The sequence below is a fragment of the Methylomonas sp. LWB genome, assembly GCF_001856095.1.
Taxonomy (GTDB): domain Bacteria; phylum Pseudomonadota; class Gammaproteobacteria; order Methylococcales; family Methylomonadaceae; genus Methylomonas; species Methylomonas koyamae_A.
The window spans coordinates 297620-322395 of sequence record NZ_MKMC01000034.1 but is presented as its reverse complement, the minus strand read 5'-3'; the positions used below and the strand labels follow the sequence as shown (position 1 = coordinate 322395).

Genomic DNA, 24776 nt, shown 5'->3' with positions numbered 1-24776 from the left:
TCCGATTCGCCGTCCGCCGGGAATGCCCGGCGTGGCGGCGTTAACGTCCGTCGGTGCGACCGATGCGTCTCGATAACCGCCATAACAACAATAATTTTTCCCTAGCGGAGTTTGTCACCCGAAATGAAAGCCAAAATTGCCACCTTTTTTTCATTGGTGTTTCTGGTTGCCGTCAACCTCGGTATCTGGTCCTACATTAACAATCCCCTAAAAATCCCGTCCTGGAATAAAACCATGATGGGGCTGACCTTCAGCCCGATGCGTCGAGATTCCAACCCGCGCGAAGGCAAATACCCGACCCAGGAACAAATCGCCGAAGACATTAACCTGCTGTCGGACAAGGCGCATTCGATCAGAACCTATACCGCGTTGGAAGGCATGGAAGTCGTGCCGGAACTGGCGGCCAAGAACGGCTTGAACTTGGCGATGGGCGCCTGGATAGACGACGACCGCGAGAAAAACCGCCGGGAAATCGAAGCGCTGATCCAGCTTAGCAACCAATATCCGAAAGCCATTGTTCGCACGCTGGTCGGCAACGAGACCCAGATCCGCAAGAACGTCGAAATCGAGGAGCTGATCGAGTACATCCGCGAGGTGAAAAAACGCACCTGGAAGCCGGTCAGTACCGCCGAAACCTGGGACGTGTGGGAAGCCCATCCCGAGCTGGTTGCCGAAGTAGATTACATTGGCGTGCATATTCTGCCCTACTGGGAAGGCATTCCGATCGAAGAGGCGGTCGATTACGTATTCATGCGCTATCACGAATTGCAAGCCATGTACCCCGGCAAGCAAATCGTGATTTCCGAGGTCGGTTGGCCGTCGGACGGACAGCCCTACAAACACTCGACCGCTTCGTTGGCCAATCAGGCTAAATTTCTGCGTGGATTTTTGAACCGGGCCACCGAGGAAAAGCTGATTTATTACGTTGTCGAAGCCTTCGACCAACCTTGGAAAATCGAGATCGAAGGGACCGCCGGTGCCTATTGGGGTGTGTTCAACGTCGATCGAGAGCCCAAGTTTCCGATGGAAGGCGACGTGCTGGCCAACCCGACTTGGCGCAACTGGGCCAGCGGCGCGGCCTTGTTGAGCATCATCCTGATGGCGGCGTTCCTGTTCACCCGCAAGAGCTTGAAGCTACCCGGCAAGCTGTTTTTCGGCATCGTCGCCAACTTGGCGGCATCGGTACTGTTTTGGTCCGCGTCTATCGCCGCCGCGCAATATCAGACCGGATTCTCCGTGGTGTTTTGGGCGATTTTGTTGATGATGCAGGCGATGGCGATTTTGGTGCTGTTGACCGAGAGTCTGGAAATCGCCGAAGTGTTATGGCACCGCAAGGGCCGACGTACCTTTACGCCGTTAACGCCGCCGACGGATTTCCGATATCCGAAAGTGTCCATTCATTTGCCGATCCATAACGAGCCGCCGGAAATGGTCCGCAAGACACTGAACGCGCTGGCCAAGGTCGATTACCCGAACTTCGAAGTCCTGGTGATGGACAACAATACCAAGGACCCGGCGGTATGGCGGCCGGTCCGCGACGATTGCGACCGGTTGGGTGCGAAATTCCGCTTCTTCCATTTGGACAATTGGCCGGGCTATAAAGCCGGCGCGATCAACTACGCACTGGAAAACACCGCTGAAGACGCCGAAATCATCGCGGTCATCGACAGCGATTACATCCTATCGCCGGATTGGCTGAAAGCCATGGTGCCCTACTTCGATCAGGAAAACGTCGGCTTTGTGCAATCGCCGCAAGACTATCGGGATTCCCACCAAAGCTCTTTCAAAAACATGTGCTATTGGGAGTACGCCGGCTTTTTCAATATCGGCATGGTGCAGCGCAACGAGTACAACGCGATTATTCAGCACGGCACGATGACGATGATCCGCAAATCGGCTTTCGAAAAAGTCGGTCCGTGGGGCGAATGGTGTATCTGCGAGGATAGCGAACTGGGTTTGCGCTTGTACGAGGCTGGTTACGACTCGGTTTATTGCAAGGAATCCTTCGGTCGCGGTCTGATGCCGGATACGTTTTCCGGTTACATGACCCAACGTTTCCGGTGGGTCTACGGTGCGATGCAGATCATCAAGCAACATTGGCGGCATTTCTTGCCCAATAAGAAGTCCTCGTTGACGTCGGCGCAGCGCTACTACTTCGTCGCCGGTTGGTTGCCCTGGTTTTCCGACGCGTTGGCCCTACTGTTCACCGGTACCAGCCTGGTATTGACGGCCTTGCTGCTTTACGATCCGAAACATAGCGAGTTGCCGGTCAACGCCTTTCTGTTGCCGACGATAGGTTTGTTCGCGTTCAAGATCCTGCGTGGGCTGTGGCTGTATAAGGCCAGGGTGGCATGCTCGCTCTGGCAAGCCTTGGGCGCGGCCTTGGCCGGTTTGTCGTTGACCCACACCGTGGCGCGCGGCACCTTGCAAGGCTTGTTTACATCCGGCAAACCGTTCATGCGGACACCTAAATACGAGCAGCAAGGCCCGCTAGTTGCCGGTTTGCTGATTATCTGGCAGGAACTGCTGCTGCTGATCCTGCTGCTGGCAGGCGCGGTCGCGATGCGGATGGAGCCACAGTTCGATAATCTGAGCGGCCGCTTGTGGGTGGCGGTATTGGTGGTGCAGTCGGTGCCGTATATTGCGACCTTCCTGACCATTTTGATCAGCGTGGCCCCCAACTACATCCCCGGCCAGAAGCTGTCGGCCGACGAAATGGACGCTGAATAACTAACCGGACCGACCGAGCCCTCGCCGACGTTAAGTTGGCGAGGGCTTTTTTATGCCGTTTTTTGATGGTCGTCCCGCGCCGAAAGCAAGCTTAAGCAACATGGCGGAATTCCTGATCGCAAACATGGAACTATCAATTCGAAAGATGGCTGCAAGTGGCTAGCAAATCCCCGCCGCTAGCGCAAAAATGGCAACAACACGCCAAACAATAAAATCAACACCGCGCCGAGCAGCGCGGTTGAGCTGGGGATTTGTTCAAAGAAGATCGCGCCCCAGCTCAGACTCAGCACCGGCGTCAGATAACCGACCGAGCTGACCAAGGCCGCCGGTGCCGATTGGTAGGCGCGGGTTAGATAGTGCTGGGCGCCGCTGCCGAGCAGACCGACCACGATCAGCAAGCCCCAACTCTCCGGACTGGCCGGCCAGCGGAAGCCGAACGCCGTAAAATAGGCGGCGTGCAGGATTAGCGCCGCCAAGCAAAAATAAAAGATTACCGTGGTCGCCGGGTTGCTGCGTCCGGCCCTCGCCAACATCAAATAGGCCAGCGCCGACAGCAAGCCGGCGCCGAGCGCGGTGGTCTGGCCGAACAAATTGCCGCTTTGCCGAAAGTCGAATAGCAAACCGACCCCGCTAAAGGCGCCAACGATGGCCAGCCAGACCGCCAACGAGTTCTTCTGCGCCAGTAGGAAAGGGCTGAGCAAGGCGACGAACACGCCGCTGCTGGAGGTTAAAAACGTGCTTTCGCCGGGACCGATCCAGGCGATCGAGGTAAACGACAGCATCAGCGCGCTGGCGCCGAATAAGCCGCGCAACCACAGCGATGGCCGGCCGTCGCCCAGCAAGGCCGTCAGCCGACGGCCGGCTAATGCCGGAAGGATCAGTACGGCAAGATTGCACAGAATCCGAATGAAGCTGGCCATCACCGCCGGCAAGCCGGGGTCCAGTCGTTGGCTGGCGTAAACGCCGGCGTTCATCAACGAGAACAATAAACAGGCGGCAATCATGTCCAGCAAGCCCAAGGTTTGCCGACGGCGCGCGGCGCTGGAAACGAGCCGGGCGGCCGGCGGCGAAGTGGATTTGGACACGGTCGGGTGAATGGATAAAGGTTTAGTTTACCTGCTTTTGACGGTGCTTCGGCGGCCCGATTCGGGTTGGAGGTATACGCGGGCGGCATTTACCGCGAGAATGGCGACAAACATTCGCCTTTTGTAACTGTTCAGATGGCGCTTGGGGTAAGTTGGTTGCCTTTGGCGTTAAGTTGAACGGTTACAGTCGATGTAAGCAGTTGTCAAAGCGGAGCCGAAATAGGACGTTGGCTGAGCGGAGCCGAAGCCAGCGATGTCGCTTCGACTCCGCTCAGCGAACGGCGTAGCTGACGCTGAGGTGTTCATTCCCCTGCTCCGTTGGGAGAAGGTGTTTTTTACTTCGCGCTAAATGGTTACCGCCTTTTTTGAATTCCCTCTTCACTCGGAGTCAACCCATGCGCTTGCGAGACACCCTGCTCCAGGCCGGCAAGGCCATCGCCGCCCAAGCGTTACGAGCCGGTTTGATTGTGCTGGCGATGAGTATCGGCGTGGCGTCGGTGAATATCCTGACCGCGTTGGGCGACAGCGCGCGCAACTATGTGGTTAACGAATTCGAGTCGCTGGGCACCCACTTGTTGATTGTGTTGCCGGGCCGTAGCGAAACCACCGGCGGCCACCCGCCGCTGCTCGGCGAAACGCCGCGCGATCTGACGTTGGACGACGCCGAAGCCCTGTTCCGCAGCCGCAATATCGCCGCGATCGCGCCGGTCAATATCGGTTCGGCGCCGGTGTCGGTGGCCGGCCTGGAGCGGGAAACCAACATCATGGGTTCTACCCATGCCTTGCTGCGGGTGCGACATTTAACGGTCGCCCAGGGCCGATTTCTGCCCGAAGCCGCCGCTGGGCGGGAACTGTCGGTCTGCGTCATCGGCAAGAAAATCCGCGAGGATTTGTTCGGCCAACGTCGAGCGGTCGGCGAATGGCTTAGAATCAACGACCGCCGCTTCCGGGTCGTTGGCGTGCTGGCCGAGGAAGGCCAGTCGATCGGTACCGGTTTCGATGAACTGGTGATCGTGCCGGTGGCCTCGGCGCAGGCCTTGTTCGATAGTCACTCCTTGTTCCGAATTCTGATCGAGGCGCATAGCGAGTCGGCGATGCACCGAGCTGTCGACGAGGTGCGCCGCATCATCCAAGCGCGCCATGAAGGCGAGGACGACATTACCGTGATTACTCAAGACAGCGTGGTTAACACTTTCGACAAGATTCTTAGCGCACTGACTTACACGGTGGCCGGCATCGCCTCGGTCAGCCTGGCGGTGGCCGGCGTGCTGGTGATGAACGTGATGCTGGTCAGCGTCAGCCAGCGTACCGCCGAAATCGGTCTGTTGAAGGCCTTGGGCGCCCGGCGCGCCGAGCTGCAAGCGCTGTTCTTGACCGAAGCCGCCTTGTTGTCGCTGGCCGGTGCTGTACTCGGCAATCTATTGGGCAACGCCGGCATCGCGGCGTTGGGCTGGTGGTACCCTAATTTCCCTCTGCATTTGCCGGCTTGGGCCTGGACAGCTTCGCTGGCGGTGGCACTGGCGACCGGCCTGGGCTTTGGGGTGTTGCCGGCCCGTAAGGCGGCCGGTCTGAACCCGGTGACGGCCTTGGGACGGCGCTAATCATGAGCTGGCTAGATACCTTAATGCTGGCGCGGACCAGCGTGTTCAGCCATAAGCAGCGCTCCTTGCTGACCGCGCTGGGTCTGATCATCGGCATCGCCGCGGTCGTGATTCTGACCGCGATCGGCCAAGGCATACACCGTTTCGTGTTAGCGGAATTTACCCAGTTCGGCACCCATTTGCTGGCGGTGTTTCCCGGCAAGACCACCACCTTCGGCTTGTCCGGCGCGACGATCAGTACGGTGCGGCCGTTGTCGGTGGCCGATGCGGTCAGCTTGGGCCGGCTGGACAATGTCGTCGCGGCCATGCCGTTGGTGCAGGGCAACGCCCGGATCGAAGCCGGTAATCGCCAGCGCCGCGCCAATGTGTTCGGCGTCGGCGCGGCCTTACCGCAAGTCTGGCAACTCGGGGTCGCCAGCGGCCGCTTTCTGCCCGATTCCGCCGACCATGCCTCGCGGGCTTTCGCGGTGCTGGGCAGCAAGGTGTATCGCGAATTGTACGGACGCAGCAGTCCGCTCGGCCAACGGCTGCGGATCGGCAACGACCGGTTCCGGATCGTCGGCGTCATGGAGGCCAAAGGCCAAATGCTGGGCTTTGACCTGGACGACACGGTATTTGTCGCCGCCGACAAGGCGATGGAAATGTTCGACCGGCAGAGCCTGATGGAGATCGACCTGTTGTATAGCGGCGAAGTGAGCGTGGCGACCGTGGAACAGGCCATCAAACGCCGATTGATCGCGCGGCACGGCAGCGAGGATTTCACGCTGGTCAGCCAAAATCAGATGCTGGAAAAAATGGATTCGGTGCTGGGCGTGCTGACCATGGCGGTTGGCGCGCTGGGCGGAATCTCGCTGTTGGTCGGTTCGGTGGGTATTTTGACGATCATGACCATCGCGGTTTCGGAGCGAGTCGGTGAAATCGGCTTGTTGCGTGCCATCGGCGCCGAGCGGGGTACGGTGTTCCGGCTGTTTCTCAGCGAAGCCTTGTTGTTGAGCATGAGCGGCGGCTTGGGTGGCCTCGCGGTCGGCGTCGGCGTGGTGCTGGCGGTACGGGCGCTGTTGCCGGGTTTACCGGTTGAATTGGCCTGGGGTTATCTGATCTCGGCGTTTTTTTTGTCGTTGGCGATAGGCGTCGCCGCCGGCGTGGTGCCGGCGATCCGCGCCGCGCGCCTGAATCCGTTGCGGGCGTTACGGACCGAGTAAGCTTGAATTGTCGAATCCCGGTACCGGATAGGCTAAAGCATTCCCTTGGCGCTCGATCGCGCCGATAGTGCTGGGGCGAGTCGAATCGACGGCGTATCCGAAAAGGATTGGAAACCCGATGCGATTTACCAATATTCGCGGCGACGGGGCTGATGATGTTGTTCGGTCTTGGCGCCGTCAATGCTATCGGCATGCCGAAGCGCCGGCTAACGTATAATGTTCGGGTAAATTGCTTACCGAGAGTGATTGGTCATGCGCGACACTGGCGATTGCCGATATTCGATCCTGATACTTTGCCTGTTAGGCACGGCTTGCCGACCGGCCGTTGCCGACGAGGGCAGCGATGCGATCAGTTCCACGGCCGAACTGCTGCCTCTGAGTTGGGAGGAACTGACTGAGTTGGATGTCTCCGGTCTGGCGCGTCGCCAGCAATCGGTCAAGGACAGTCCGGCGGCGGCCTTCGTGATTACCGGCGAAGATATACGCCGTTCCGGTGCCAATAGCCTGCCGGACGTGTTACGGATGGTGCCGGGCATGAACGTGGCGAAAATCAATGCATCCAATTGGGCCGTCAGCGCGCGCGGCTTCAACGATCTATACGCCAATAAACTTCAAGTGATGATCGACGGCCGCAGCGTTTACGACCCGTTGATCAGCGGGGTGTATTGGGGCCAGCAGAATCCGGCGCTGCAAGACATCGAGCGTATCGAAGTGCTGCGCGGTCCCAGCGGTACCTTATGGGGCGCCAACGCGGTGAACGGCACCGTCAACATCGTAACCCGCTCGGCTCGCGACACCCAGGGCGGCTTGTTGTACGGCGGCGGCGGCACCGAGGAGCGCGGTTTCGGCGGGGTTCGCTACGGCGGCCAACTGGCGGACGGCGTTCATTGGCGGGGCACCTTGAATGCGGTCAACCGCGACGCCAGCGCGCGGCTGAACGGTGCCGGCGATACCGCCGACTATATGAACGCGCAAAACGCCAATTTTCGGCTGGACGGCCAAACCGGCGAACGGGATCAATGGATGCTGGAAGCCAATGTGGCGCGTTACCGTTTACAGGGTGACTACATCGGTGTGACCAGTATCGATCCGCCCGCTTGGCGCTCCGACGACTTCGGCCGCGACGGCGTGACCGGCAGTCTGCAGGGCGATTGGCGACACCGGGCCGAGAGCGGCCACGATTGGCGCCTGAACATGGCGTTCACCCAAACCGAGTGGACGTTGGCGATGAACCGAATGAGTCGATCGCAATACGTGCTGGATTGGCAGGATAGTCTACCGTCCGACGGCGCCCACCATTGGTTGTGGGGTTTGAACTATCAAATGATCAACGATCGTTTCGATAATACCCTGACCTTGAGCTTTTTGCCGGCCGAATTCACTCAGCACAACGTCGGTCTGTTTCTGCAGGATCAAATCGATTTGGGCGAAGACGTCAAATTGACGCTAGCCAACCGGGTCGAGCATTTCACTTACACCGGGTGGGAAACCGAACCGAATGCCCGTCTGATTTGGACGCCGGACCGTCGCCACAGTCTGTGGGCGGCGATATCGCGGGCGGTGGTTTTGCCGAATCGAGCGCAGCACAGCATTCGGCTGTACAAGACGATTCCCGGTACCGACCGGTTTTTCGAAGCCATTGCCAATCCCCACATGTTGACCGAGAACTTGATGGCCTACGAGTTGGGTTGGCGCTGGCAGGCGACCGATACCTTCGATATCGATACCGCGCTGTTTTACAACATCTACGATCGGATGCAGGGCACCCGATTTACCGGCCAAGTTTTCAACGATCCCATTCCCGGCACCTTGGAAGCCACGGTCGGCAACGAGCGGCAAGTCAAAAGCTACGGACTGGAAGTGTCGGCCAACTATCGAGTCAACCACGATTGGCGCCTGCAGGCCTCATACAGCGCCAACCAATTCGATATCGAATACGACCGTAGCCAATCCTGGCTGCGCGATCCGCTGACCGAGCAGCACTTCAATCCCAGCCATCAGTTGTCGCTGCGCTCGCTGTTCAACCTGACCAGCGAAATCGAACTGGACGCCTGGGCGCGCTATGTCGATAGGCTTTATGTGGATCAACGCGAAATACCGGATTACATTACCCTCGATTTGCGCCTGGGTTGGCATCCGCACCGGAATTTGGAGTTTTCGGTCAGCGGCCAAAATTTGCTGGACGCCTACCATCCCGAGTTTAGCGACATTCTGTACATACAATCGGTCAGTCAATTGCAGCGTGGTTATTTTGCCCAAGTATCCTGGCGGTTTTAACCGGTCGGTCGTGGGCATGCTGGTGCGCTGGCGCGTTGGCTGGATTTCGCTGTTGGCCGTGGCGGCGATTTCGTGGGTCGCTGCCAGCGACAGCGTGCCATCCAATCAGGAGTATCAGCTAAAGACGGCCTATTTGTTTCATTTCGCGGAATTGGCGGAATGGCCGGAATCGGCGCCGGTCAATATTTGTCTGTTGGGCGACAGTCCGCTACGCGACTATTTACCGGTTTTGGAAGGCTGGCAAATCGATAACCGCGTCGTACACGTGTCGCTGGGCGATAACATCGACAATTGCCGCATCCTGTTTTTAAGCGATCTCCACGTATTGTCGAAGGCGGTCAGCGAATATGCCCGCATCCGCCACGTACTGCTGGTCAGCGATGTCGAGGATTTCGCCCGCCGCGGCGGCATGGTGCAATTTACGTTGCGCGACAATAAATTAAAGTTGGTGGTCAATTTGCCGGCGGTCAGGGACGCCGGTTTGAAACTCAGTTCCAAATTGTTGCGAATGGCGGAAATCGTGCAATGAACCGCGCTCGTCCGAATCTGGGCTATGGTTAACCTGCATTTGTTTTCAGTCAGGAGTTTGTATGCTCAACATCGTCAATTATTACGAGCAATTGGTCGTCGACCGGTTATGGAAAATGGCCGAATCCGGCGAATTACCGGAGGGGGGCGGCTTGCGGGAAGACGTGGCTTGCCTGGCCTTGAACCGATTAACGCCGTGTTACGTGCGCAATCCGATCGACAAGGGGATACACGTTGACGACAGCCAATATCAACGAATGACCGCCAACGTCGAGGTGGCGATTGCCGAAGCCGTTAAACAGGTGCTCGATAGGCCGCGAAGCGACCGGGAGGCCTCGTGAGACGGTCGGCTAGGACAGTGGTCTGCTCGACGCTGATGCTGGTTATTGCCGGTTGCGGTTCTGCCGATCAGCCGCCGGACGCACCTCGCGCCGGCGGCGATGGCCGAGCGGTCGCCGAGGCGCTGCAAAAGCCGGTCGAACAAGCCAGGGACGCGGAAAAACAAATTTTCGAAAGTGCCGAACGCCAAAAGCAGGCGGCCGACCAGATGTGATACAGGCCGAGCCCGCGCCCATCGGGCGCGGGTCGGGAGAGTCAAAGGCTTATTTCAGATTGGGACAATCGAGGTATTTGGGATGGCTGGTGGTAATCGTGGCGACCCGATAATCCTGGTTGGGCGTATTGTCTGGACCTTGGCCTTCACCGGTGGCGCTGACGGTCAATTGCTCGGCCTTGGCGCCGTGATCGATCAATAACTTGACCACGGTATCGGCGCGGCGTTTGGACAGCGCCATGTTGTCGTTGGATTTGCCGACCGTGTCGGCCGATGCAGTGACCGCCGCCTTGGCATCCGGATGCGCGCCAAGGTAGTGACCGAGATGGCCGATGCCGCCGTGATCCGTTTTGAACGGTACCGCGCTGCCGGTTTTGAAATAGGCTGCGACGTGGTGGATCGGCTCGTTCTGGTGATGGTTGTGGCCGTGAACTTCGGTCAACCAAGCGCACAGTTCCTTCTCTGACTGCAATTTATGCTCGGCGGCGGCTCGCGCGGCGGCCTGAGCCTGTTGCTTCTCGTCGATATTCCAATAGTAGCCTTTCTCCCAATGCTTCAGAATGTGATTGGCGGTTTCCAGGTTTTCTTCGGCTTTTTCCTCGTGGAGGATAGATTGTCCGTAATGGCCGGCCATGGAGGCGTCGATTTGTGCTTTTAATTCCGAGGTATCTTGTTTCGGTGTGGTGCAGGCCGTCAAGGACACGGCTAAAACCGCGAGTGGCAAGTAAACTGATTGCGTTTTCATGGTGTTCTCCTCGTCGTGGTGGTGCGCCGTTACTCGCCGTCGTCCATCGGACCGTAATGGGTCCAATAGCCGGGCAGGTGCAGACCGAAATAGCGGGTGTCTTCGCTGTAGCGTTCCCAGACGTAGGCCGGGGAGATGAACTCGTCGCTCGGGATCGGCGCGCTGATGAATTCGACGGTACCGATCAAGGTTCGGCCGACGGTGTGGGCAACACCGCGCAACAAACCCCAGCTCATGCCGACCAGAATATTCTGTTCGCTGCTGATATTGACGATGTTTTTCGGCAGCTCGCCGACGCCCAGCGCCATATTAAAAAAGCCCTGATTAATTTTGTCGGTAAAGTCGTGCAAATAACCGTTTTCGTGTGCGTTTGCCGCCGGTGTCAACAGGAAACCGGCAAGCAGGCAGGTGGTGAGAAATGGATGGATTTTCATGTCAGTGCTCCCGTTATGTTGCATAAGGTAATTCCGCATAGCCGCTTAAGCATAGCAGCGATCACCGGAAAAGCATCCGTGACAGCGGATATTTAGGGTTTAGCGGTTGCCAGGGGGCCTTCTTTTCAGCTCAGTCGCCAGCAACTTCGACCCGATTGCGGCCGTTTTTCTTGGCGAGATACAACGCATCGTCGGCGGCTTGGATGATGGCTTCCAGCGTCAGGAACGGATCGATGGGGCGGCTGCAGATACCGATCGATATGGTCGTCGGTATGTAGCGGTTTTGGAAACGGAAACTATGGTTCATCACGGTTAAACGAATACGCTCGGCCCAGGCGACCGAGGCTGCAACGCTGGATTCGCGTAGCAGCATGATGAATTCCTCGCCCCCGTAGCGGGCCACCAAGTCTTCCTCGCGCATTTCCGCGCCGAGGATGTTCGCCAGTTCACGGAGAATCTGGTCGCCAGCCAAATGGCCGTAGGTGTCGTTTTTCTGTTTGAAATGATCGGCGTCGCACATGACGATGGTCATTCGAGCGTCGGCACGTTTGCAAAACGCCAACTCTTGTTGAGCCCGCATCATAAATGCATTGCGGTTCAGGATGCCGGTCAGCGCGTCGATATTGGCGGCTTGGTACAGTTCCTCCTCGGAGCGGGCTTCTATGAAGCGCTTATAATCGATCTTCAGGTATAAATCGCCGACCCGGACCCTATCCAGCAAATCGATGCGTTGCTTTTGGATGCGTTTGCCGTTGACGAAGGTGCCGTTGGTGGAGTTGAGGTCGGCGATAACGATGTAGCCGGGATAGCGGATGAAGGCACAATGTTGGCGGGAGATTTTTGGGTCCGGCACGCAGATGTCGGCATCCGCCCCCCTCCCCAAACTGATTTGCGGCTTGTCTAGTTTGTACTGTTTGCCTTGATGATGCCCCGACAGCATGATCAGGTAAGGCTCCAGCTCGGTTCTGGTCCTGCCGGCTTCCGACAGTTTGGTCACCAGCGTGTTCGCCGAGTCTTGCTGGGTCTTATCCGGGGGAGTGCTGGTCATGGCGGCATTGTAACCCTGTTCCGTCGTTAGTGTTTAAGGGTGTAGTCAAGCATAGGCCAATATTGTAAAACCTCCGGCGTTTGGTGTCTGCATTTGCCTGAAACGGTGGAGCTGCGGAGGCCGCGTCGATAGCGAGCGCGCCGACACGATGGCGGGTAGGGTATTGGCGCCAACGCTTACACTGACAGGCAGCACCCATTTTGAAAAAGTCGGTTTGGCTGCTCGCCTGGTTTGAAACTGCGCCGCGATATTGTCCGTCGCACCGCGAGCCTAGTAGCCATATCCGGTCAACCTAACCTGCAGCGGGCTAGCGAAACCGGAAAATGGGTCGAAAACGCCGATGAGATTGTCATCGAGAGTCCTTCAACCTAAAAAGGGCAGTTGGCGTGTATTGCGGGCCGTTCGTGCTGAGCAACGTCGAAGCATGGACGGCTCGCAATACACTCACCAAACGGGTGAATGAAAAGTCCCGCGCGCCCTTCGACAAGCTCAGGACGAACGGGATTTTTCATCGCCAAACTGCTCTTTTTAGGTTCAACGCTGTTGAAATCGCGGTCCACCATCGGCCCGAGTCGAGCTGAACAGCTTTTCGAAGTTCGCCGCCGTCACCGGTTTCGAGAAAAGGTAGCCTTGCCCGTAATCGCAGCCGGCCTGCATTAATAAATCGCGCTGCACCTCGGTTTCCACGCCTTCGGCGATCACTTTCATGCCCAATACGTGCGCCAGCATGATAATCGCCTCGCACAAGGCCATATCGGTGGAATGCGCGGTCAAACCGGACACGAAAGCCTGATCGATCTTCAAGAAATCGATCTGGTATTTTTTCAGATAGGATAGCGACGAATAGCCGGTGCCGAAATCGTCCAACGACGTCTGCATCCCGGCGTTTTTAAAAGCCAGCAGTTTCTCGGTAACGGTATTGGAAGCGTCCAGCAACAAACCTTCGGTAATTTCCACCGCGATGCACCCGCCCGGCAAACCCAAACGTTGCAAGTGTTCGAACCAATCGCCCAATTTGTCGCTATTGTTATGAAACTGCGCCGGCGATTTATTGATACTGATCTGAAACTGGGCGCTGTGACGATGGCGCCAAACCGCGACTTGCTCGGCCACTTGATGAAACACCCAGGAGCCGATTTCGGTGATCAGCCCGGTGTCTTCGGCGATGGGAATAAATTCGGCGGGATTGACGCGGCCGCGAGTGGGATGCTCCCAGCGGATCAGCGCTTCGGCTTTGCGGATTTCGCCGGTAGCCAAATCCACGATCGGTTGATACGCCACCCAGATTTGTTGATCGGCCAACGCGTGGCGGAGGTCGTTGGTCAGCCGCAAGCGAATTTCGGCGGCTTCCTGCATTGCCGGCGTAAAGTAACAAAACCGGCCGCGGCCCAGCTTCTTGGCGGCATACATGGCTTGATCGGCATTTTTCAGTAAATCCTCCACTGAGTCGGCATCGTCCGGATACAGCGCGATGCCGATGCTGATGGAGATGTAGCAAAGCTCATCCTTCAATTTGAACGGCGCCGTCATGGTCCGCAGAATCGCCTGCGCCACCCGATCGATGCTGTTAAGGTCTTGCAATTCCCCCATGATCAGCGTGAATTCATCCCCGCCCGGCCGCGCCAGGGTATCGGTCTCGCGGATGCAGGCCATCAGACGATGCGTGGTTTCCTCGAGCAAACGGTCGCCCACGTCGTGTCCCAAGGTATCGTTAATGTCTTTGAAGTGATCCAGGTCCAAGAACATCAGCGCCAATTTTTGGTGGCCGCGGCGGGATTTTCCAATCGCGCGTTGCAAGCGATCCAGAAACAGACGCCGGTTAGGCAGGCCGGTCAAAGGATCGACGTTGGCCTGTCTGTGAATGATTTCTTCCGCTCGGCGTTGTTCGGTGATGTCGGACGACATCGCCACCCGGCGAACGATTTGGCCGCTGTCGCCGTAGACGGTGCTGATCGATAAACGCGCCAGAAATTCCTCGCCGTTTTTGCGGCGGTTCCAAAGCTCGCCTTGCCATTGGCCGGTTTGATGCAAGCTGTGCTACATCGCCTGAAAAAACGCCTGATCTTGGCGACCGGATTTCAGCAATGAGGTGGATTGCCCGATGGCTTCGTCGGCGGAATATCCCGTCAGCGAGCTAAACGCCGGATTGATCGCGACAATGCGGTTGTCGGCGTCGGCCACCATAATCGCCTCCGAGAGCGCCAGGTAAATTGTCGCGGCCAACTGTACTTCTTGTTCGTTGCGTTTGCGCTCGGTGATGTCGATGACCGCCGCCAGACAGGTTCGATTTTTCCGATCGGCAATCGCCTCGATAGTCACCCAACGGGAAGTTCCGGCCGCTGCCAGAACGATCTCGCAATGCCGCGCGGCGATTCCGGCAAACACCTGCTCCAGAAATTGATCGAACACAGGCCGAAATTCGCCGGCAACGAAATCTGCGAAGCGTCGCCCGTCAACCGTGAAGCGCTGCAGCTTCAATAATTGTTCGCCCTTGAAATTGGCTTGCTGGATGCCGCCGTCGTCGCCTAACGTAAAATAGGCGATCGGCGCGAAATCGAACAATTCCGCGTAGCGCTCCAACGCTTGTTCGGCAAGGCCGCGGGCTTCCCGCAACGCTTCGTTTTGAATTTCCAGTTCGATCTGATGCACTTGTAACTCGTGCAGCGAGCGGTCTTGCGGATCAACCGGCATGTCCGGCGCGGTATTTGCCAACTGCCGTTCGGCTCGTTGGCGCAGCTCGACTTTCTTGCGAATCGTGTCATTCCGATTTTTCATGGCTGTTCCTTAATTCGGCTTCCAGCTTCTTGGTTTCGGAGATATCGATAAAGGTAATAACCACGCCGTCGATCAAATTGTCCTGGGTCCGGTACGGCATGATCCTCACCTTGAACCAACGTTCGTCGCTCGCTCTGATCTGCTTTTCCACGAACACCAAGGTTCGCAACACTTCCCGCGCATCCTGTTGTAGATCGGGATAGTCCAGATCGGTGACGATGTCGGACAACGGCCGCCCCACATCGGCGGCGATCAACTTAAACAAATGGCCGATGTGACTGGTAAAACGGCGGATATTCAGCGTGCCGTCCAGGAACACCGTGGCGATTTCCATGCTATTTAGCAGATTGTTCATGTCATTGCTGGCGCGCGACAAATCGTCGACCTTGATTTGCAACTCGGCATTGACCGTTTGCAGCTCCTCGTTTAACGACTGCATCTCTTCCTTGGAGGTGGTCAATTCCTCGTTGGTGGACTGCAATTCCTCGTTGGTCGATTGCAGCTCTTCATTGGCGGATTTCAGTTCTTCCTGCGAGGTCTGCATTTCCTCGCGCAGGGTTTGTAAATCTTCCTGGGTGTGCTGTAGCTCCGCCTGAAGCAAGGTCTGCGCCGCGTTCGGCGATTTGCGCGACACTTTACCGGCCGGCGCAGCGGCAACGTCGGTAAACACCACCATCAACATGCCCTTTAACGCATCGGGTTTGTGGATGGCCTGCACCGACAAATTCACGGTTTGGCCGCCGCTGTCGTTAGCGACCGTCAGACCGGCGACCTGCACCACGTCGGTTTCAGTTCTGGCCTTTTTGAGCGCGCCGATCAGTTCGTGCCGCAAACCGTCGCGGGCCATCGCGTGGATATTCCAATTGGCCTTGCCGGCGGCAGGCTCCAGATATTTACCGGTGCGTCCGCTGATGTAAAGAATGTCGCCATCGGCGTTAACCAAGACCGCCGCCGGAGCGAAGTGTTGCAACAGCAATTGATCCGCCAAGGTTTGCAAATTGGCGATAGGCGGGTGTTTTTCGGTATCTTCGATCATGGATGCGACGGGGAAATATTTGGTCGGGAAATCGACGTTCAACGGGAAAGGCGTATCGATGCGCCGATAAAGTCTTAATTTATGGTCGGTCGCGCTGAACAAATGACTGGCATTCCCGATCGTTTCGGCGTTGCCGAGCGTCAATATCCCGTGGCTGGCGAGCGTATAGTGGAACAGCAAAATCAGTTTTTGCTGCAATTCCTGACTCAGGTAAATCAGTAGATTTCGGCAGCAAAGCAGATCCAGCTTGGTAAACGGCGGATCCATGATCACGTTGTGCGGCGCGAAAATCACCATCTCGCGAATGTCTTTTTTGATGCGGTAGCCGCCGCCGTCCACATTAAAGAAGCGGCTAAGCCTATCCTCGGACACCTCGCCGGCGATAGTCGCGGGAAAGAAGCCTTGCCGCGCCTTGTCGATGGCATCCTGATCCAGATCGGTGGCAAAGATTTGCAGCTTGAACGGACGCGGGCTCTGGCTTTCCGCTAACACTTCCTTGAAGATCATCGCCAGCGAATACGCTTCCTCGCCGGTCGAGCAAGCCGGTACCCAGGCCCGTAAGGCCTTGCCGGCCGGATATTCGGCCAACAGCGCCGGAATGACCTCGGTCTTTAGCGACGCCCAAACCTCCGGATCGCGGAAAAAGCTGGTGACGCCGATCAGCAATTCCTTGAACAATAAATCCAACTCTTGAGGATTCTCGCGCAGATAGTCCGCATATCCGGCGATCGCGTCGATTTGGCGCAAACCCATGCGCCGTTCGATACGGCGATACATAGTATTTTTTTTATACAGAGAAAAATCGTTACCGGTACGATCGCGCAGCAGAATCAGGATTTGTTCCAGCGAGCTGCGGCTCTTTGAGGCCGGCGCCGTTTCAGGCGTTGCGTGCAAACCGCGCGGACTGTGCTTTAGATAAGCCAGGATCTTTTCCCACAGTACTCGCGGCGGCGCCACGATATCCGCCAAACCGGCGTCGATGGCGCTACGCGGCATCGAGTCGAATTGAGCGGATTCCGGCGACTGCGCGACTGCCAAGCCGGCATTCTCCTTGATCGCGCGTAAGCCCAGCGTACCGTCCGACCCCATGCCCGACAAAATCACGCCGATCGCCCGCTCGTGCTGATCGTCCGCCAGCGCCTTGAAAAACGCGTCGATCGGCAATCGCAAGCCCCTTAGCACCCGAGGTTCGAGCAAACGCAGTTTCCCGCGCTGGATCGACAAATCCTTGTTGGGCGGAATCACGTATACCCAATCGGGCTTGACGGGCATATGGTCGCCGGCCTGAATGACGGTCAACTGCGAGGTTCGCTGCAACAATGCCGGGAGCATGCCTTGATGATGGGGATCGAGATGTTGGACGACGACAAAGGCCACGCCGCAGGCGGCCGGAACCTCAGCGAAAAATTGTTCCAAGGCTTCCAGCCCCCCCGCCGACGCACCGACCGCAACGATAGGCGGCGTGCCGCCGCTATCGGCCCTTGGCGGGGTTTTGGGCGCCGGGCCATGACTGACGGCTCGCGTCAACGCATCGGCACCTGAATGGGTTCCGGGAGTGTCGGCCATGTTTTAGCTCACTTGGAAATAGATGAATGCAGAAGGGTCAGATACTACATTGCCGTGATCCCTTTGCGCGAGTCCGGCGATAGCTGTTTGTAAAGCTCGCAAACTCTTTTAGTCACCCGCCCGAAACAATGGCAGAACTTAACACGGTCATTACGGTGGATCGGTACGTTAACGCACATATCGGCCGACGGCCGACACGCGACTCAAGCAATTTCCACTGGCGGTAGACGAGCAGGTTTCAAACGACGCGGCTTGTTGGTTGGCAAGGGAGGGAGGTCTAGCTTCGCATCCAGTCATGGTGCTGGGCGTTGATTCGCGGAGATTTCAGCGGCCGGCCCCATTGGGGACCGGCGCGGAATGGCGGATGCCGGCCGGTGTTAGGCCAAGGCTTTCTTGAAAAACTCGGGGCAGGCCAGGCTGGCTTGGTGGATGTCGCTATTGTAATAAACGGTCTCGAACGGCTTGGCGGCGGCGTCCGCTTCACGGAACTTGGCTAGATCGCCCTTGCCGGCCATCGTCGCGCTCCACCAACCGGACGGATAAATACATTGCGGAAAGAAAATGGTTTGCAGACTGCCGAAACCGCCGGCCTGCATTTCCGCACGCATTTCTTTCAGGATTTTCATATGCAACAAGGCCGATTCGCTTTGTTGAACGACAATACCGTTCTCGCTCAAGGCCCGGAAGCAATCTTTATAAAAGTCCGCGCAGAACAAACCTTCGGCGGGGCCAACCGGGTCGGTACTATCGACGATAATGATGTCCACGCTGCCGGGCTCGGCGTCCTTGACCCATTTAATGCCGTCGATGAATTTCAAATCGGCGCGGGGGTCTTGGTTGGATTCGCAAAGCTCCGGGAAATAAATTTCCGCCAAGCGGGTAACGCGTTCGTCGATGTCGATTTGCACCGCTTGCTCGACATTCGGGTGCTTCAACACCTCGCGCAAAGTTCCGCAATCGCCGCCGCCGATGATCCAGACTCTTTTCGGGTTGGGATGGGTGTAGAGCACCGGGTGACTCATCATCTCGTGGTAGAAAAAATTGTCGCGGGTCGAGACCATCGTGCAGCCGTCGATGACCATCAGATTACCGAATTGTTCGGTCTCGTAGATTTCCAGAAACTGAAACTCGGATTGCTCCTCGTGCAGCTTGCGTTTGATTTTCAATGAAAAGGCGGAGCCGGATGGCTCTTGCGCTTCGCTGAACCAGGTGGCGTCGAGCATGTGTTGTCCTCAAAAAGTCATAAAATTCGCGGCATTATACTTTAGAATTGCCACCACTTTATGACAGCACGGGGAGCTTAGGTGCCGACATCCGCATGGTCGATTGAACAGGCCAAACAGCTATACGCGATCCAACAATGGGGCGACGGCTATTTTTCGATTAACGACCGGGGGCATGTCAGCGTCAAACCGAACGGCGCTAGTCAGGTGGAAATCGACTTGTTCGAGGTAGCCGGAGCCTTGCTGGACAAAGGCTTGAGTCTACCGGTGCTGATCAGATTCACCGATATTCTGCCGGACCGCATCCGCCGGCTGCAACAAGCTTTCGATCAGGCCCGTGCCCATCACGACTATGCCGGCCGCTATACGCCGGTGTATCCGATCAAGGTCAATCAGCAGGGCAACGTCGTCGAAAGCATCGTGTCGGCCGAGCATATCGGCCTGGAAGCCGGCAGCAAGCCGGAGTTGTTGGCGATTTTGGGTTTGGCCAAGCCCAACGGCACCATCGTCTGCAACGGCTACAAGGATCGGTTTTATATCCGGATGGCGCTAATGGGCCAATTGATGGGCTTGGCGGTGTTCATCGTCATCGAAAAACCGTCCGAACTGGAACTGATTCTGGAAGAAGCCGCCAAGTTGCAAGTTCAGCCCCTGATCGGCCTGCGGGTGCGGCTATCCACAATCAGCGCCGGCAAATGGCAGAACAGCGGCGGCGAAAAATCCAAATTCGGTTTGCACGCCAACGAGGTCCTGCAATTGGTGGCCCGTCTGGAGCAGGTCGGCATGCTCGATTGCCTGCGCTTGATGCATTTTCACATGGGTTCGCAAATTGCCAACATCCACGACATCAAACTGGCATTGAAGGAAGCCGGCCAGTTTTACCGACAATTGCGCGACTTGGGCGCCAACATCACCACCGTCGATGCCGGCGGCGGTTTGGGCGTCGATTACGACGGCAGTGGCTCGCGTAGGGAATGTTCGATCAATTACAGCATGCGCGAATACGCCGACAATATCGTCCGCGCCTTTGCCGAAACCAGCCGCGCTTACGGTCTGCCGCAACCCGACATTATTACCGAGTCCGGCCGCGCCATCACCGCTCACCATGCGGTGCTGATTACCAACGTCACCGAGGTCGAAACCTTGCACGGCGCGGCGCCCGCGGTCGGGCGCTTCGGCAACGTCAGCGAGGCTTACCACAACGCTCAGTTCGACATGGCCGAAGCCCGCGCCCGCTTCGTGCAGGGCGACATCGGTCTGGCCGAACTGGCCGACGCCGAAAAGCGCTATGTTGGTTTGTGCCAACAAATCCAGGCGCAGTTGAATTTGGATAACCACCATCACCGCGAAATTTTGCAGGAACTCGACGAGAAGCTGGCTGACAAGGTGTTTTGCAATTTCTCACTGTTTCAATCGATGCCGGACATATGGGGTATCGACCAGATTTTCCCGATCATGCCGATTCATCGTTTGAGCGAGCCGCCTTCCCGGCGCGCGGTGTTGCAGGATTTGACCTGCGACTCGGACGGCCGTATCGATCAATATGTCGATTGCCAAAACATCGCTAACACGCTGCCGCTGCATGCCATCGCCGCCGGCGACGATTATTTGATCGGCTTTTTCATGGTTGGCGCCTACCAGGAAATTCTGGGCGACATGCATAATCTGTTTGGCGACACCCATTCGATTAACGTCGAACTGGACGGCGACGGTTACCGCTTCGGCGAATTCATGGAAGGCGAGGATGTCAGCGAATTGCTCGATTACGTGCATATCGATACCACCGCATTGAAAGCGGCCTACCGGCGCAAACTGGACCAGGCCCCGTTAAGCGCCGAGCAAAAGCACGCTTTCGAGCAAGAATTGCTGGCCGGACTAAACGCCTATACTTATCTGGATAAATAACGGCGTTAGCCGACGCAAGCCAACGGAGTACGAATGAAAGCGGGTTTTATCGGTTTGGGCGCCATGGGGCGGGGCATGGCGATTAACCTCGCCAAGGCCGGCCACTTGGCGGCGGTTTATAATCGTAGCGGCGACAAAGCCTCGGCGCTGGCCGCCGAACTCGGCATCGAAGCCTGCGAGAGCATCGAGCAAATGGCGGCGCGGGTCGAAGTGCTGTTTGTCTGCGTATCGGCCGACAAAGACGTATTGGCGGTGGTCGACGCGATTTGTAAAACCGTGCGGGCCGGGAGTGTGGTGGTCGACATGTCCACGGTGTCCGGTGATACCGCGCGTCAGGCCGCGCAAAGGCTAGCGGCCCGGCACGCCGACTTCCTCGACGCCCCGGTGTCCGGCGGCGTCGAAGGCGCCCGTAACGCCAGCTTGGCGATGATGGTGGGAGGCGATGCCCAGGTGCTGGAGCAGGTTCGCCCGCTATTGGCGGCCATGACCAAGCGCATCGAACATCTGGGCGGAGTCGGTGCCGGCCAAGCCTGTAAGGCGGTCAATCAAATCATGGTGGCGGGCATCAATCAGGCCGTGACCGAAGCGCTGGCGTTTGCCGACGCTCAGGATTTGCCGATGGATAAAGTGATCGACGTCATCGCCGGTGGCGCCGCCGGCAACTGGTTTTTGGATCACCGGGGCAAAACGATGACGCAAGGCTTGTTCCCGCCGGGCTTCAAACTCGCCCTGCATCACAAGGATCTGAAGATCGCCCAGCAGATGGCGCAGCATGCCGGCATGGCCAGTCCGTTGACGGTAATGACCTTGGCGGACTACGCCAAGTTAATGGCTAAGGGTTATGGCGACGAAGATATTTCGGCGCTGTACCGATTGAAACAACAGCGAAATTCCAATTAGTTTACAAGGTGTAACAATGAAAATTACAGTGTTTGGCAGCGGTTATGTAGGTTTGGTAACGGGTGCTTGCTTGGCCGAGGTCGGTAACCAAGTGATGTGCATGGATGTCGATGCCAGCAAAATCGAACGTTTGAAACAAGGCATTATCCCGATTTACGAGCCGGGTCTGGAAGAAATGGTTAAGGACAACATGGCTGCCGGCCGCTTGAGCTTCACCACCGACGTCAAGGAAGCCGTGGATTTCGGTTTATTTCAATTCATCGCGGTCGGCACGCCGCCGGACGAAGACGGCTCCGCCGACTTGAAATACGTGTTGGCGGTGGCCAAAAGCGTTGCCGAGCACATGACCGATTACAAAATCGTCGTTGACAAGTCCACGGTGCCGGTCGGTACCGCCGACAAAGTCAAGCAAGTCGTGGTCGATGTCCTGGCGCAACGCGGCGAAGCCTTGGAATTCGACGTGGTATCCAATCCGGAATTCCTGAAAGAGGGTTCGGCGCTGGACGACTTCATGAAGCCGGACCGCATCATCATCGGCACCGACAATCCGCGCACCGCCGAGTTGCTGAAAGCCTTGTACGCGCCGTTCAACCGTAGCCGCGAGCGGGTCATCAATATGGACATTCGCTCCGCCGAACTGACCAAATACGCCGCCAACGCGATGCTGGCCACCAAAATCAGTTTCATGAACGAACTAGCCAACCTGGCCGAGCGTCTGGGCGCCGACATCGAGCACGTTCGTCACGGGATCGGCTCGGACAGCCGGATCGGTTACAGCTTCATTTATCCCGGCTGCGGCTACGGCGGCTCTTGCTTTCCCAAAGACGTCAAGGCGCTGGAACGCACCGCTCGCGACTACGGCTATCATGCCGAATTGTTGAGCGCCGTCGAAAATGTCAACGACCGGCAAAAGCACCGCTTGTTCGAAAAAATCTCCGCGCACTATCCCGACGGCGTCAAAGGCAAAACCTTCGCGTTGTGGGGCCTGGCCTTCAAGCCCAACACCGACGACATGCGCGAAGCGCCCAGCCGGGTCCTGCTGGAAGCCCTGATCGCGGCTGGCGCCACGGTACGAGCTTACGACCCGGAAGCGATGGAAGAAGCCCACCGTATCTACGGCGACAAAGCAGGACTGGTTTATTGTCCTAAACAGACCGATACCTTAAACGACGCCGACGCGCTGATCATCGTTACCGAGTGGAAACAGTTCCGCAGCCCGGATTTCGACGATCTGAGCAAGCAATTGAAGGATAAAGCGATCTTCGACGGCCGGAATATGTACGAACCCCGGTTGGTCAAACAGTTCGGTTTGGGCTATTACGCGATCGGGCGTTAAATGGTCGGTATCGCTGGGGCGGGGTAATCGCGCCGCCCCGGCGCCACGCTAAGCCGCGCAATCGTTCAAGATTAAGATCGTATAGATTTTTCCCTCGGCGTTTACAGACACACCGAGGGCCGCGGCTCAGGCCGCCAATTAAGTTATTCTAAAACGCTTGGTCGGTAAACGTCGCACCCGGTGTCGGCATTTCCAGCTTCGCCAAAGTCAAGGCTTCGATGCCGTCGGTGTCCAACAATAAAACCTCGCGCTTGTCGGCGATTGTGACGGTATCGACGCCATTGCCCTCTAGTACTCGGCCGTTTCTCGGCGCCACTTGCACGCAATAACCGTAAAGACGGACGATATTCCAAATAGTCGTGCAACCGGCTGGCGATCGGCTTAGGCTCGGCGGTGCGAATCACATGTTTCGATAATCCCAACATTCGGCGGGTATCGACGTCGCATCGTCCACTTAGTGGTCGCGAGCGGACGTCGAGTCGGCCGAAATTAACGGGTCAGCTTCAAATACTTGCGGTAAAGACTGTCTTGGTCCTCGACCGCGTCAGGGTCCTTGGAGATGCAATCCACCGGGCAGACTTCCATGCATTGTGGCTTATCGTGGTGGCCGACGCATTCGGTACACAAACTGGGGTTGATGATGTAGATTTCCTCGCCTTGCGAAATAGCGCCGTTCGGGCATTCCGGTTCGCAGACATCGCAGTTGATGCATTCATCGCTAATAAGCAGTGCCATGGTTACTCCGATTTAAATTTTGCGATTAAACGTTGTTTGACCGGCTCGGGCACGAAACTGGACACGTCGCCGTGCAATTGGGCGATCTCGCGGATCATGCTCGACGAGATGAACTCGTATTGTTCGGCCGGGGTCAGGAATACGGTTTCGATATCCGGATTCAGCCGGCGGTTCATTCCCGCCAATTGAAATTCGTATTCGAAGTCCGAAACGGCCCGCAAGCCGCGAATGATGACGCTGGCTTTGTGCTTACGGGCGCAATCGACCAACAAGGTGTCGAAGCCGATCACGGTGACGTTCGGGAATTCGCTGGCGACCTCGCGAATCAAGGCCACCCGCTCGTCCAACGAGAATAGTGGATTCTTCCCCTTGCTGACCGCCACCGCGACGATGACTTGCCGATACAGTCGGGAGGCTCTGGCGATCAGATCCAGATGGCCGTTGGTAACCGGATCGAAGGTACCCGGGTAAATCGCGGTAATGTTCATGGATTTGGGGCCATAGGAAAAAGGCGCGCATTTTAACCCATCCGGATCGCGAAAGCCTTAGCAGCGTTGCAACAGGCTGTAGGCGACTTCGCCGGCCGTCTTGGCCTTCAATAACCGCCAACCGTCCGGCCAGATCGGCAGCGGTCGATTGCTTTCTGTTTCGACGTAGATTTTTGCATAAACGCTCAACCAGCCGGCGGTTTCCAGCAACTCGCAAGTTGGGCCGGCCAAGTCACGGCCGAATGGCGGATCGAGAAACGCCAGATCGAAGGCCCGCGCGGGGCCTTGCAAAAAGGTCGACACGTCCCGCTCGACCAAGTTGATCGAGCTGGCCGCGAGCGTGCCGGCGTTGTCTCTGATCCAGCGGCAGGCGTTCGGATGGTTTTCCACTTGCCAGACTTCCTTGGCGCCTCGCGAGGCCGCTTCGAAACCCAGCGCGCCGCTACCGGCATACAAATCCAGGCAGCGGCTGCCGGCGACATCAAGCTGCAACCAATTGAACAAGGTTTCCCGAATCCGGGACGGCGTCGGCCGCAAGCCCGGCGCGTCCTCGAACAGGATTTGCCGGCCGCGCCACTGGCCGCCGATGATGCGTATCCGGTTCGCCAT

At 57.4% G+C, this 24776-nt stretch carries 21 protein-coding genes and 1 pseudogene; 10 read left to right on the top strand and 12 right to left on the bottom strand.

Features of this window, described 5'->3' with window-relative positions:
• Positions 1 to 123 precede the first annotated feature (123 nt).
• Positions 124 to 2730 (top strand): glycosyltransferase, encoded by a 2607-nt coding sequence (locus tag BJL95_RS15280; RefSeq protein ID WP_071159101.1) that lies wholly within the window; start codon positions 124 to 126, stop codon positions 2728 to 2730.
• A gap of 176 nt (positions 2731 to 2906) precedes the next feature.
• On the opposite strand, the gene BJL95_RS15275 is transcribed toward BJL95_RS15280, so the two are convergent.
• The gene (locus BJL95_RS15275) at positions 2907 to 3815 is read right to left on the bottom strand and encodes a DMT family transporter (protein ID WP_254786815.1); all 909 of its coding nucleotides are present in this window, start codon (positions 3813 to 3815) and stop codon (positions 2907 to 2909) included.
• A gap of 395 nt (positions 3816 to 4210) precedes the next feature.
• Here BJL95_RS15275 and BJL95_RS15270 point away from each other — a divergent pair, with 395 nt between their 5' ends.
• From BJL95_RS15270 to BJL95_RS24755, 6 genes are all read left to right on the top strand, one after another.
• Positions 4211 to 5416 (top strand): ABC transporter permease, encoded by a 1206-nt coding sequence (locus BJL95_RS15270; RefSeq protein ID WP_071159099.1) that lies wholly within the window; start codon positions 4211 to 4213, stop codon positions 5414 to 5416.
• Positions 5417 to 5418: 2 nt separating this feature from the next.
• Entirely contained in the window at positions 5419 to 6618 is a 1200-nt protein-coding gene (locus tag BJL95_RS15265) for an ABC transporter permease (RefSeq protein WP_071159096.1), read from the top strand.
• A 252-nt stretch (positions 6619 to 6870) separates the two neighbouring features.
• A complete protein-coding gene (locus tag BJL95_RS15260; protein WP_083386070.1) occupies positions 6871 to 8895 on the top strand; it encodes a TonB-dependent siderophore receptor in 2025 nt (674 codons plus the stop codon).
• Positions 8870 to 9424, top strand: a complete 555-nt coding sequence (locus BJL95_RS15255; RefSeq protein WP_254786814.1) for a YfiR family protein — start codon at positions 8870 to 8872, stop codon at positions 9422 to 9424. Before BJL95_RS15260 ends, BJL95_RS15255 begins: the two co-directional genes overlap by 26 nt.
• Before the next feature lie 61 nt (positions 9425 to 9485).
• Positions 9486 to 9764, top strand: coding sequence for a late competence development ComFB family protein (locus tag BJL95_RS15250; RefSeq protein WP_071159095.1), 279 nt, complete (start codon positions 9486 to 9488; stop codon positions 9762 to 9764).
• Complete coding sequence (locus BJL95_RS24755) at positions 9761 to 9976, top strand: hypothetical protein (RefSeq protein WP_139306277.1); 216 nt, start codon at positions 9761 to 9763, stop codon at positions 9974 to 9976. The genes BJL95_RS15250 and BJL95_RS24755 overlap by 4 nt, the downstream gene beginning before the upstream one ends.
• Before the next feature lie 49 nt (positions 9977 to 10025).
• Here the strand turns inward: BJL95_RS24755 and BJL95_RS15245 are convergent, their stop codons facing one another.
• The 7 genes and pseudogenes from BJL95_RS15245 to speE form a co-directional block, all read right to left on the bottom strand.
• Positions 10026 to 10721: an OmpA family protein gene (locus tag BJL95_RS15245; RefSeq protein WP_071159094.1), complete on the bottom strand. Its 696-nt coding sequence runs from the start codon at positions 10719 to 10721 to the stop codon at positions 10026 to 10028.
• Between the two features lie 29 nt (positions 10722 to 10750).
• On the bottom strand, positions 10751 to 11155 hold the full coding sequence (locus BJL95_RS15240) for an exosortase system-associated protein, TIGR04073 family (protein ID WP_071159093.1): 405 nt from the start codon (positions 11153 to 11155) through the stop codon (positions 10751 to 10753).
• Between the two features lie 130 nt (positions 11156 to 11285).
• The gene (locus tag BJL95_RS15235; protein WP_064026728.1) at positions 11286 to 12203 is read right to left on the bottom strand and encodes a GGDEF domain-containing protein; all 918 of its coding nucleotides are present in this window, start codon (positions 12201 to 12203) and stop codon (positions 11286 to 11288) included.
• A 534-nt stretch (positions 12204 to 12737) separates the two neighbouring features.
• Positions 12738 to 14126 carry a putative bifunctional diguanylate cyclase/phosphodiesterase gene (locus BJL95_RS15230; protein ID WP_368086608.1) on the bottom strand — a complete coding sequence of 463 codons (1389 nt, stop codon included), beginning with the start codon at positions 14124 to 14126 and terminating at the stop codon, positions 12738 to 12740.
• Positions 14100 to 14894 (bottom strand): annotated as a pseudogene (locus BJL95_RS25775) (PAS domain-containing protein); the annotation flags it as partial. The pseudogene BJL95_RS25775 and the gene BJL95_RS15230, both read right to left, overlap by 27 nt.
• Before the next feature lie 67 nt (positions 14895 to 14961).
• On the bottom strand, positions 14962 to 17580 hold the full coding sequence (locus tag BJL95_RS15225) for a chemotaxis protein CheB (RefSeq protein ID WP_083386066.1): 2619 nt from the start codon (positions 17578 to 17580) through the stop codon (positions 14962 to 14964).
• Positions 17581 to 17957: 377 nt separating this feature from the next.
• Positions 17958 to 18803: a polyamine aminopropyltransferase gene (speE, locus tag BJL95_RS15220; RefSeq protein WP_071159092.1), complete on the bottom strand. Its 846-nt coding sequence runs from the start codon at positions 18801 to 18803 to the stop codon at positions 17958 to 17960.
• Positions 18804 to 18884: 81 nt separating this feature from the next.
• Here speE and speA point away from each other — a divergent pair, with 81 nt between their 5' ends.
• From speA to BJL95_RS15205, 3 genes are read left to right on the top strand one after another with little or no spacing between them, the layout of a single operon-like run.
• Positions 18885 to 20708: a biosynthetic arginine decarboxylase gene (gene speA, locus BJL95_RS15215; RefSeq protein ID WP_071159090.1), complete on the top strand. Its 1824-nt coding sequence runs from the start codon at positions 18885 to 18887 to the stop codon at positions 20706 to 20708.
• A 33-nt stretch (positions 20709 to 20741) separates the two neighbouring features.
• On the top strand, positions 20742 to 21608 hold the full coding sequence (locus BJL95_RS15210) for an NAD(P)-dependent oxidoreductase (RefSeq protein WP_071159088.1): 867 nt from the start codon (positions 20742 to 20744) through the stop codon (positions 21606 to 21608).
• Between the two features lie 16 nt (positions 21609 to 21624).
• Positions 21625 to 22944 (top strand): UDP-glucose/GDP-mannose dehydrogenase family protein, encoded by a 1320-nt coding sequence (locus BJL95_RS15205; RefSeq protein ID WP_071159086.1) that lies wholly within the window; start codon positions 21625 to 21627, stop codon positions 22942 to 22944.
• A gap of 148 nt (positions 22945 to 23092) precedes the next feature.
• Here the strand turns inward: BJL95_RS15205 and BJL95_RS24085 are convergent, their stop codons facing one another.
• The 4 genes from BJL95_RS24085 to rsmD all read right to left on the bottom strand — a co-directional run bounded on the left by BJL95_RS24085 (position 23093) and on the right by rsmD (position 24776).
• On the bottom strand, positions 23093 to 23266 hold the full coding sequence (locus tag BJL95_RS24085) for a hypothetical protein (protein ID WP_175463726.1): 174 nt from the start codon (positions 23264 to 23266) through the stop codon (positions 23093 to 23095).
• 167 nt (positions 23267 to 23433) lie between these two features.
• Positions 23434 to 23679, bottom strand: coding sequence for a YfhL family 4Fe-4S dicluster ferredoxin (locus tag BJL95_RS15200; RefSeq protein WP_071159084.1), 246 nt, complete (start codon positions 23677 to 23679; stop codon positions 23434 to 23436).
• Between the two features lie 2 nt (positions 23680 to 23681).
• The gene (gene coaD, locus BJL95_RS15195; protein WP_071159082.1) at positions 23682 to 24167 is read right to left on the bottom strand and encodes a pantetheine-phosphate adenylyltransferase; all 486 of its coding nucleotides are present in this window, start codon (positions 24165 to 24167) and stop codon (positions 23682 to 23684) included.
• A 57-nt stretch (positions 24168 to 24224) separates the two neighbouring features.
• Entirely contained in the window at positions 24225 to 24776 is a 552-nt protein-coding gene (gene rsmD / locus BJL95_RS15190; protein ID WP_071159081.1) for a 16S rRNA (guanine(966)-N(2))-methyltransferase RsmD, read from the bottom strand.

What these genes read in the sequence shown, in the direction of transcription:
- BJL95_RS15260 (WP_083386070.1), top strand. Translation starts at nt 6,871, where the DNA reads ATGCGCGACACTGGCGATTGCCGATATTCGATCCTGATACTTTGCCTG.
- BJL95_RS15245 (WP_071159094.1), bottom strand. Translation starts at nt 10,721, where the DNA reads ATGAAAACGCAATCAGTTTACTTGCCACTCGCGGTTTTAGCCGTGTCC.
- BJL95_RS15200 (WP_071159084.1), bottom strand. Translation starts at nt 23,679, where the DNA reads ATGGCACTGCTTATTAGCGATGAATGCATCAACTGCGATGTCTGCGAA.
- BJL95_RS15270 (WP_071159099.1), top strand. Translation starts at nt 4,211, where the DNA reads ATGCGCTTGCGAGACACCCTGCTCCAGGCCGGCAAGGCCATCGCCGCC.
- BJL95_RS15265 (WP_071159096.1), top strand. Translation starts at nt 5,419, where the DNA reads ATGAGCTGGCTAGATACCTTAATGCTGGCGCGGACCAGCGTGTTCAGC.
- BJL95_RS15235 (WP_064026728.1), bottom strand. Translation starts at nt 12,203, where the DNA reads ATGACCAGCACTCCCCCGGATAAGACCCAGCAAGACTCGGCGAACACG.
- BJL95_RS15280 (WP_071159101.1), top strand. Translation starts at nt 124, where the DNA reads ATGAAAGCCAAAATTGCCACCTTTTTTTCATTGGTGTTTCTGGTTGCC.
- BJL95_RS15205 (WP_071159086.1), top strand. Translation starts at nt 21,625, where the DNA reads ATGAAAATTACAGTGTTTGGCAGCGGTTATGTAGGTTTGGTAACGGGT.
- BJL95_RS15210 (WP_071159088.1), top strand. Translation starts at nt 20,742, where the DNA reads ATGAAAGCGGGTTTTATCGGTTTGGGCGCCATGGGGCGGGGCATGGCG.
- rsmD (WP_071159081.1), bottom strand. Translation starts at nt 24,776, where the DNA reads ATGGCGAACCGGATACGCATCATCGGCGGCCAGTGGCGCGGCCGGCAA.
- BJL95_RS15240 (WP_071159093.1), bottom strand. Translation starts at nt 11,155, where the DNA reads ATGAAAATCCATCCATTTCTCACCACCTGCCTGCTTGCCGGTTTCCTG.
- speE (WP_071159092.1), bottom strand. Translation starts at nt 18,803, where the DNA reads ATGCTCGACGCCACCTGGTTCAGCGAAGCGCAAGAGCCATCCGGCTCC.
- BJL95_RS15225 (WP_083386066.1), bottom strand. Translation starts at nt 17,580, where the DNA reads ATGGCCGACACTCCCGGAACCCATTCAGGTGCCGATGCGTTGACGCGA.
- coaD (WP_071159082.1), bottom strand. Translation starts at nt 24,167, where the DNA reads ATGAACATTACCGCGATTTACCCGGGTACCTTCGATCCGGTTACCAAC.
- BJL95_RS15250 (WP_071159095.1), top strand. Translation starts at nt 9,486, where the DNA reads ATGCTCAACATCGTCAATTATTACGAGCAATTGGTCGTCGACCGGTTA.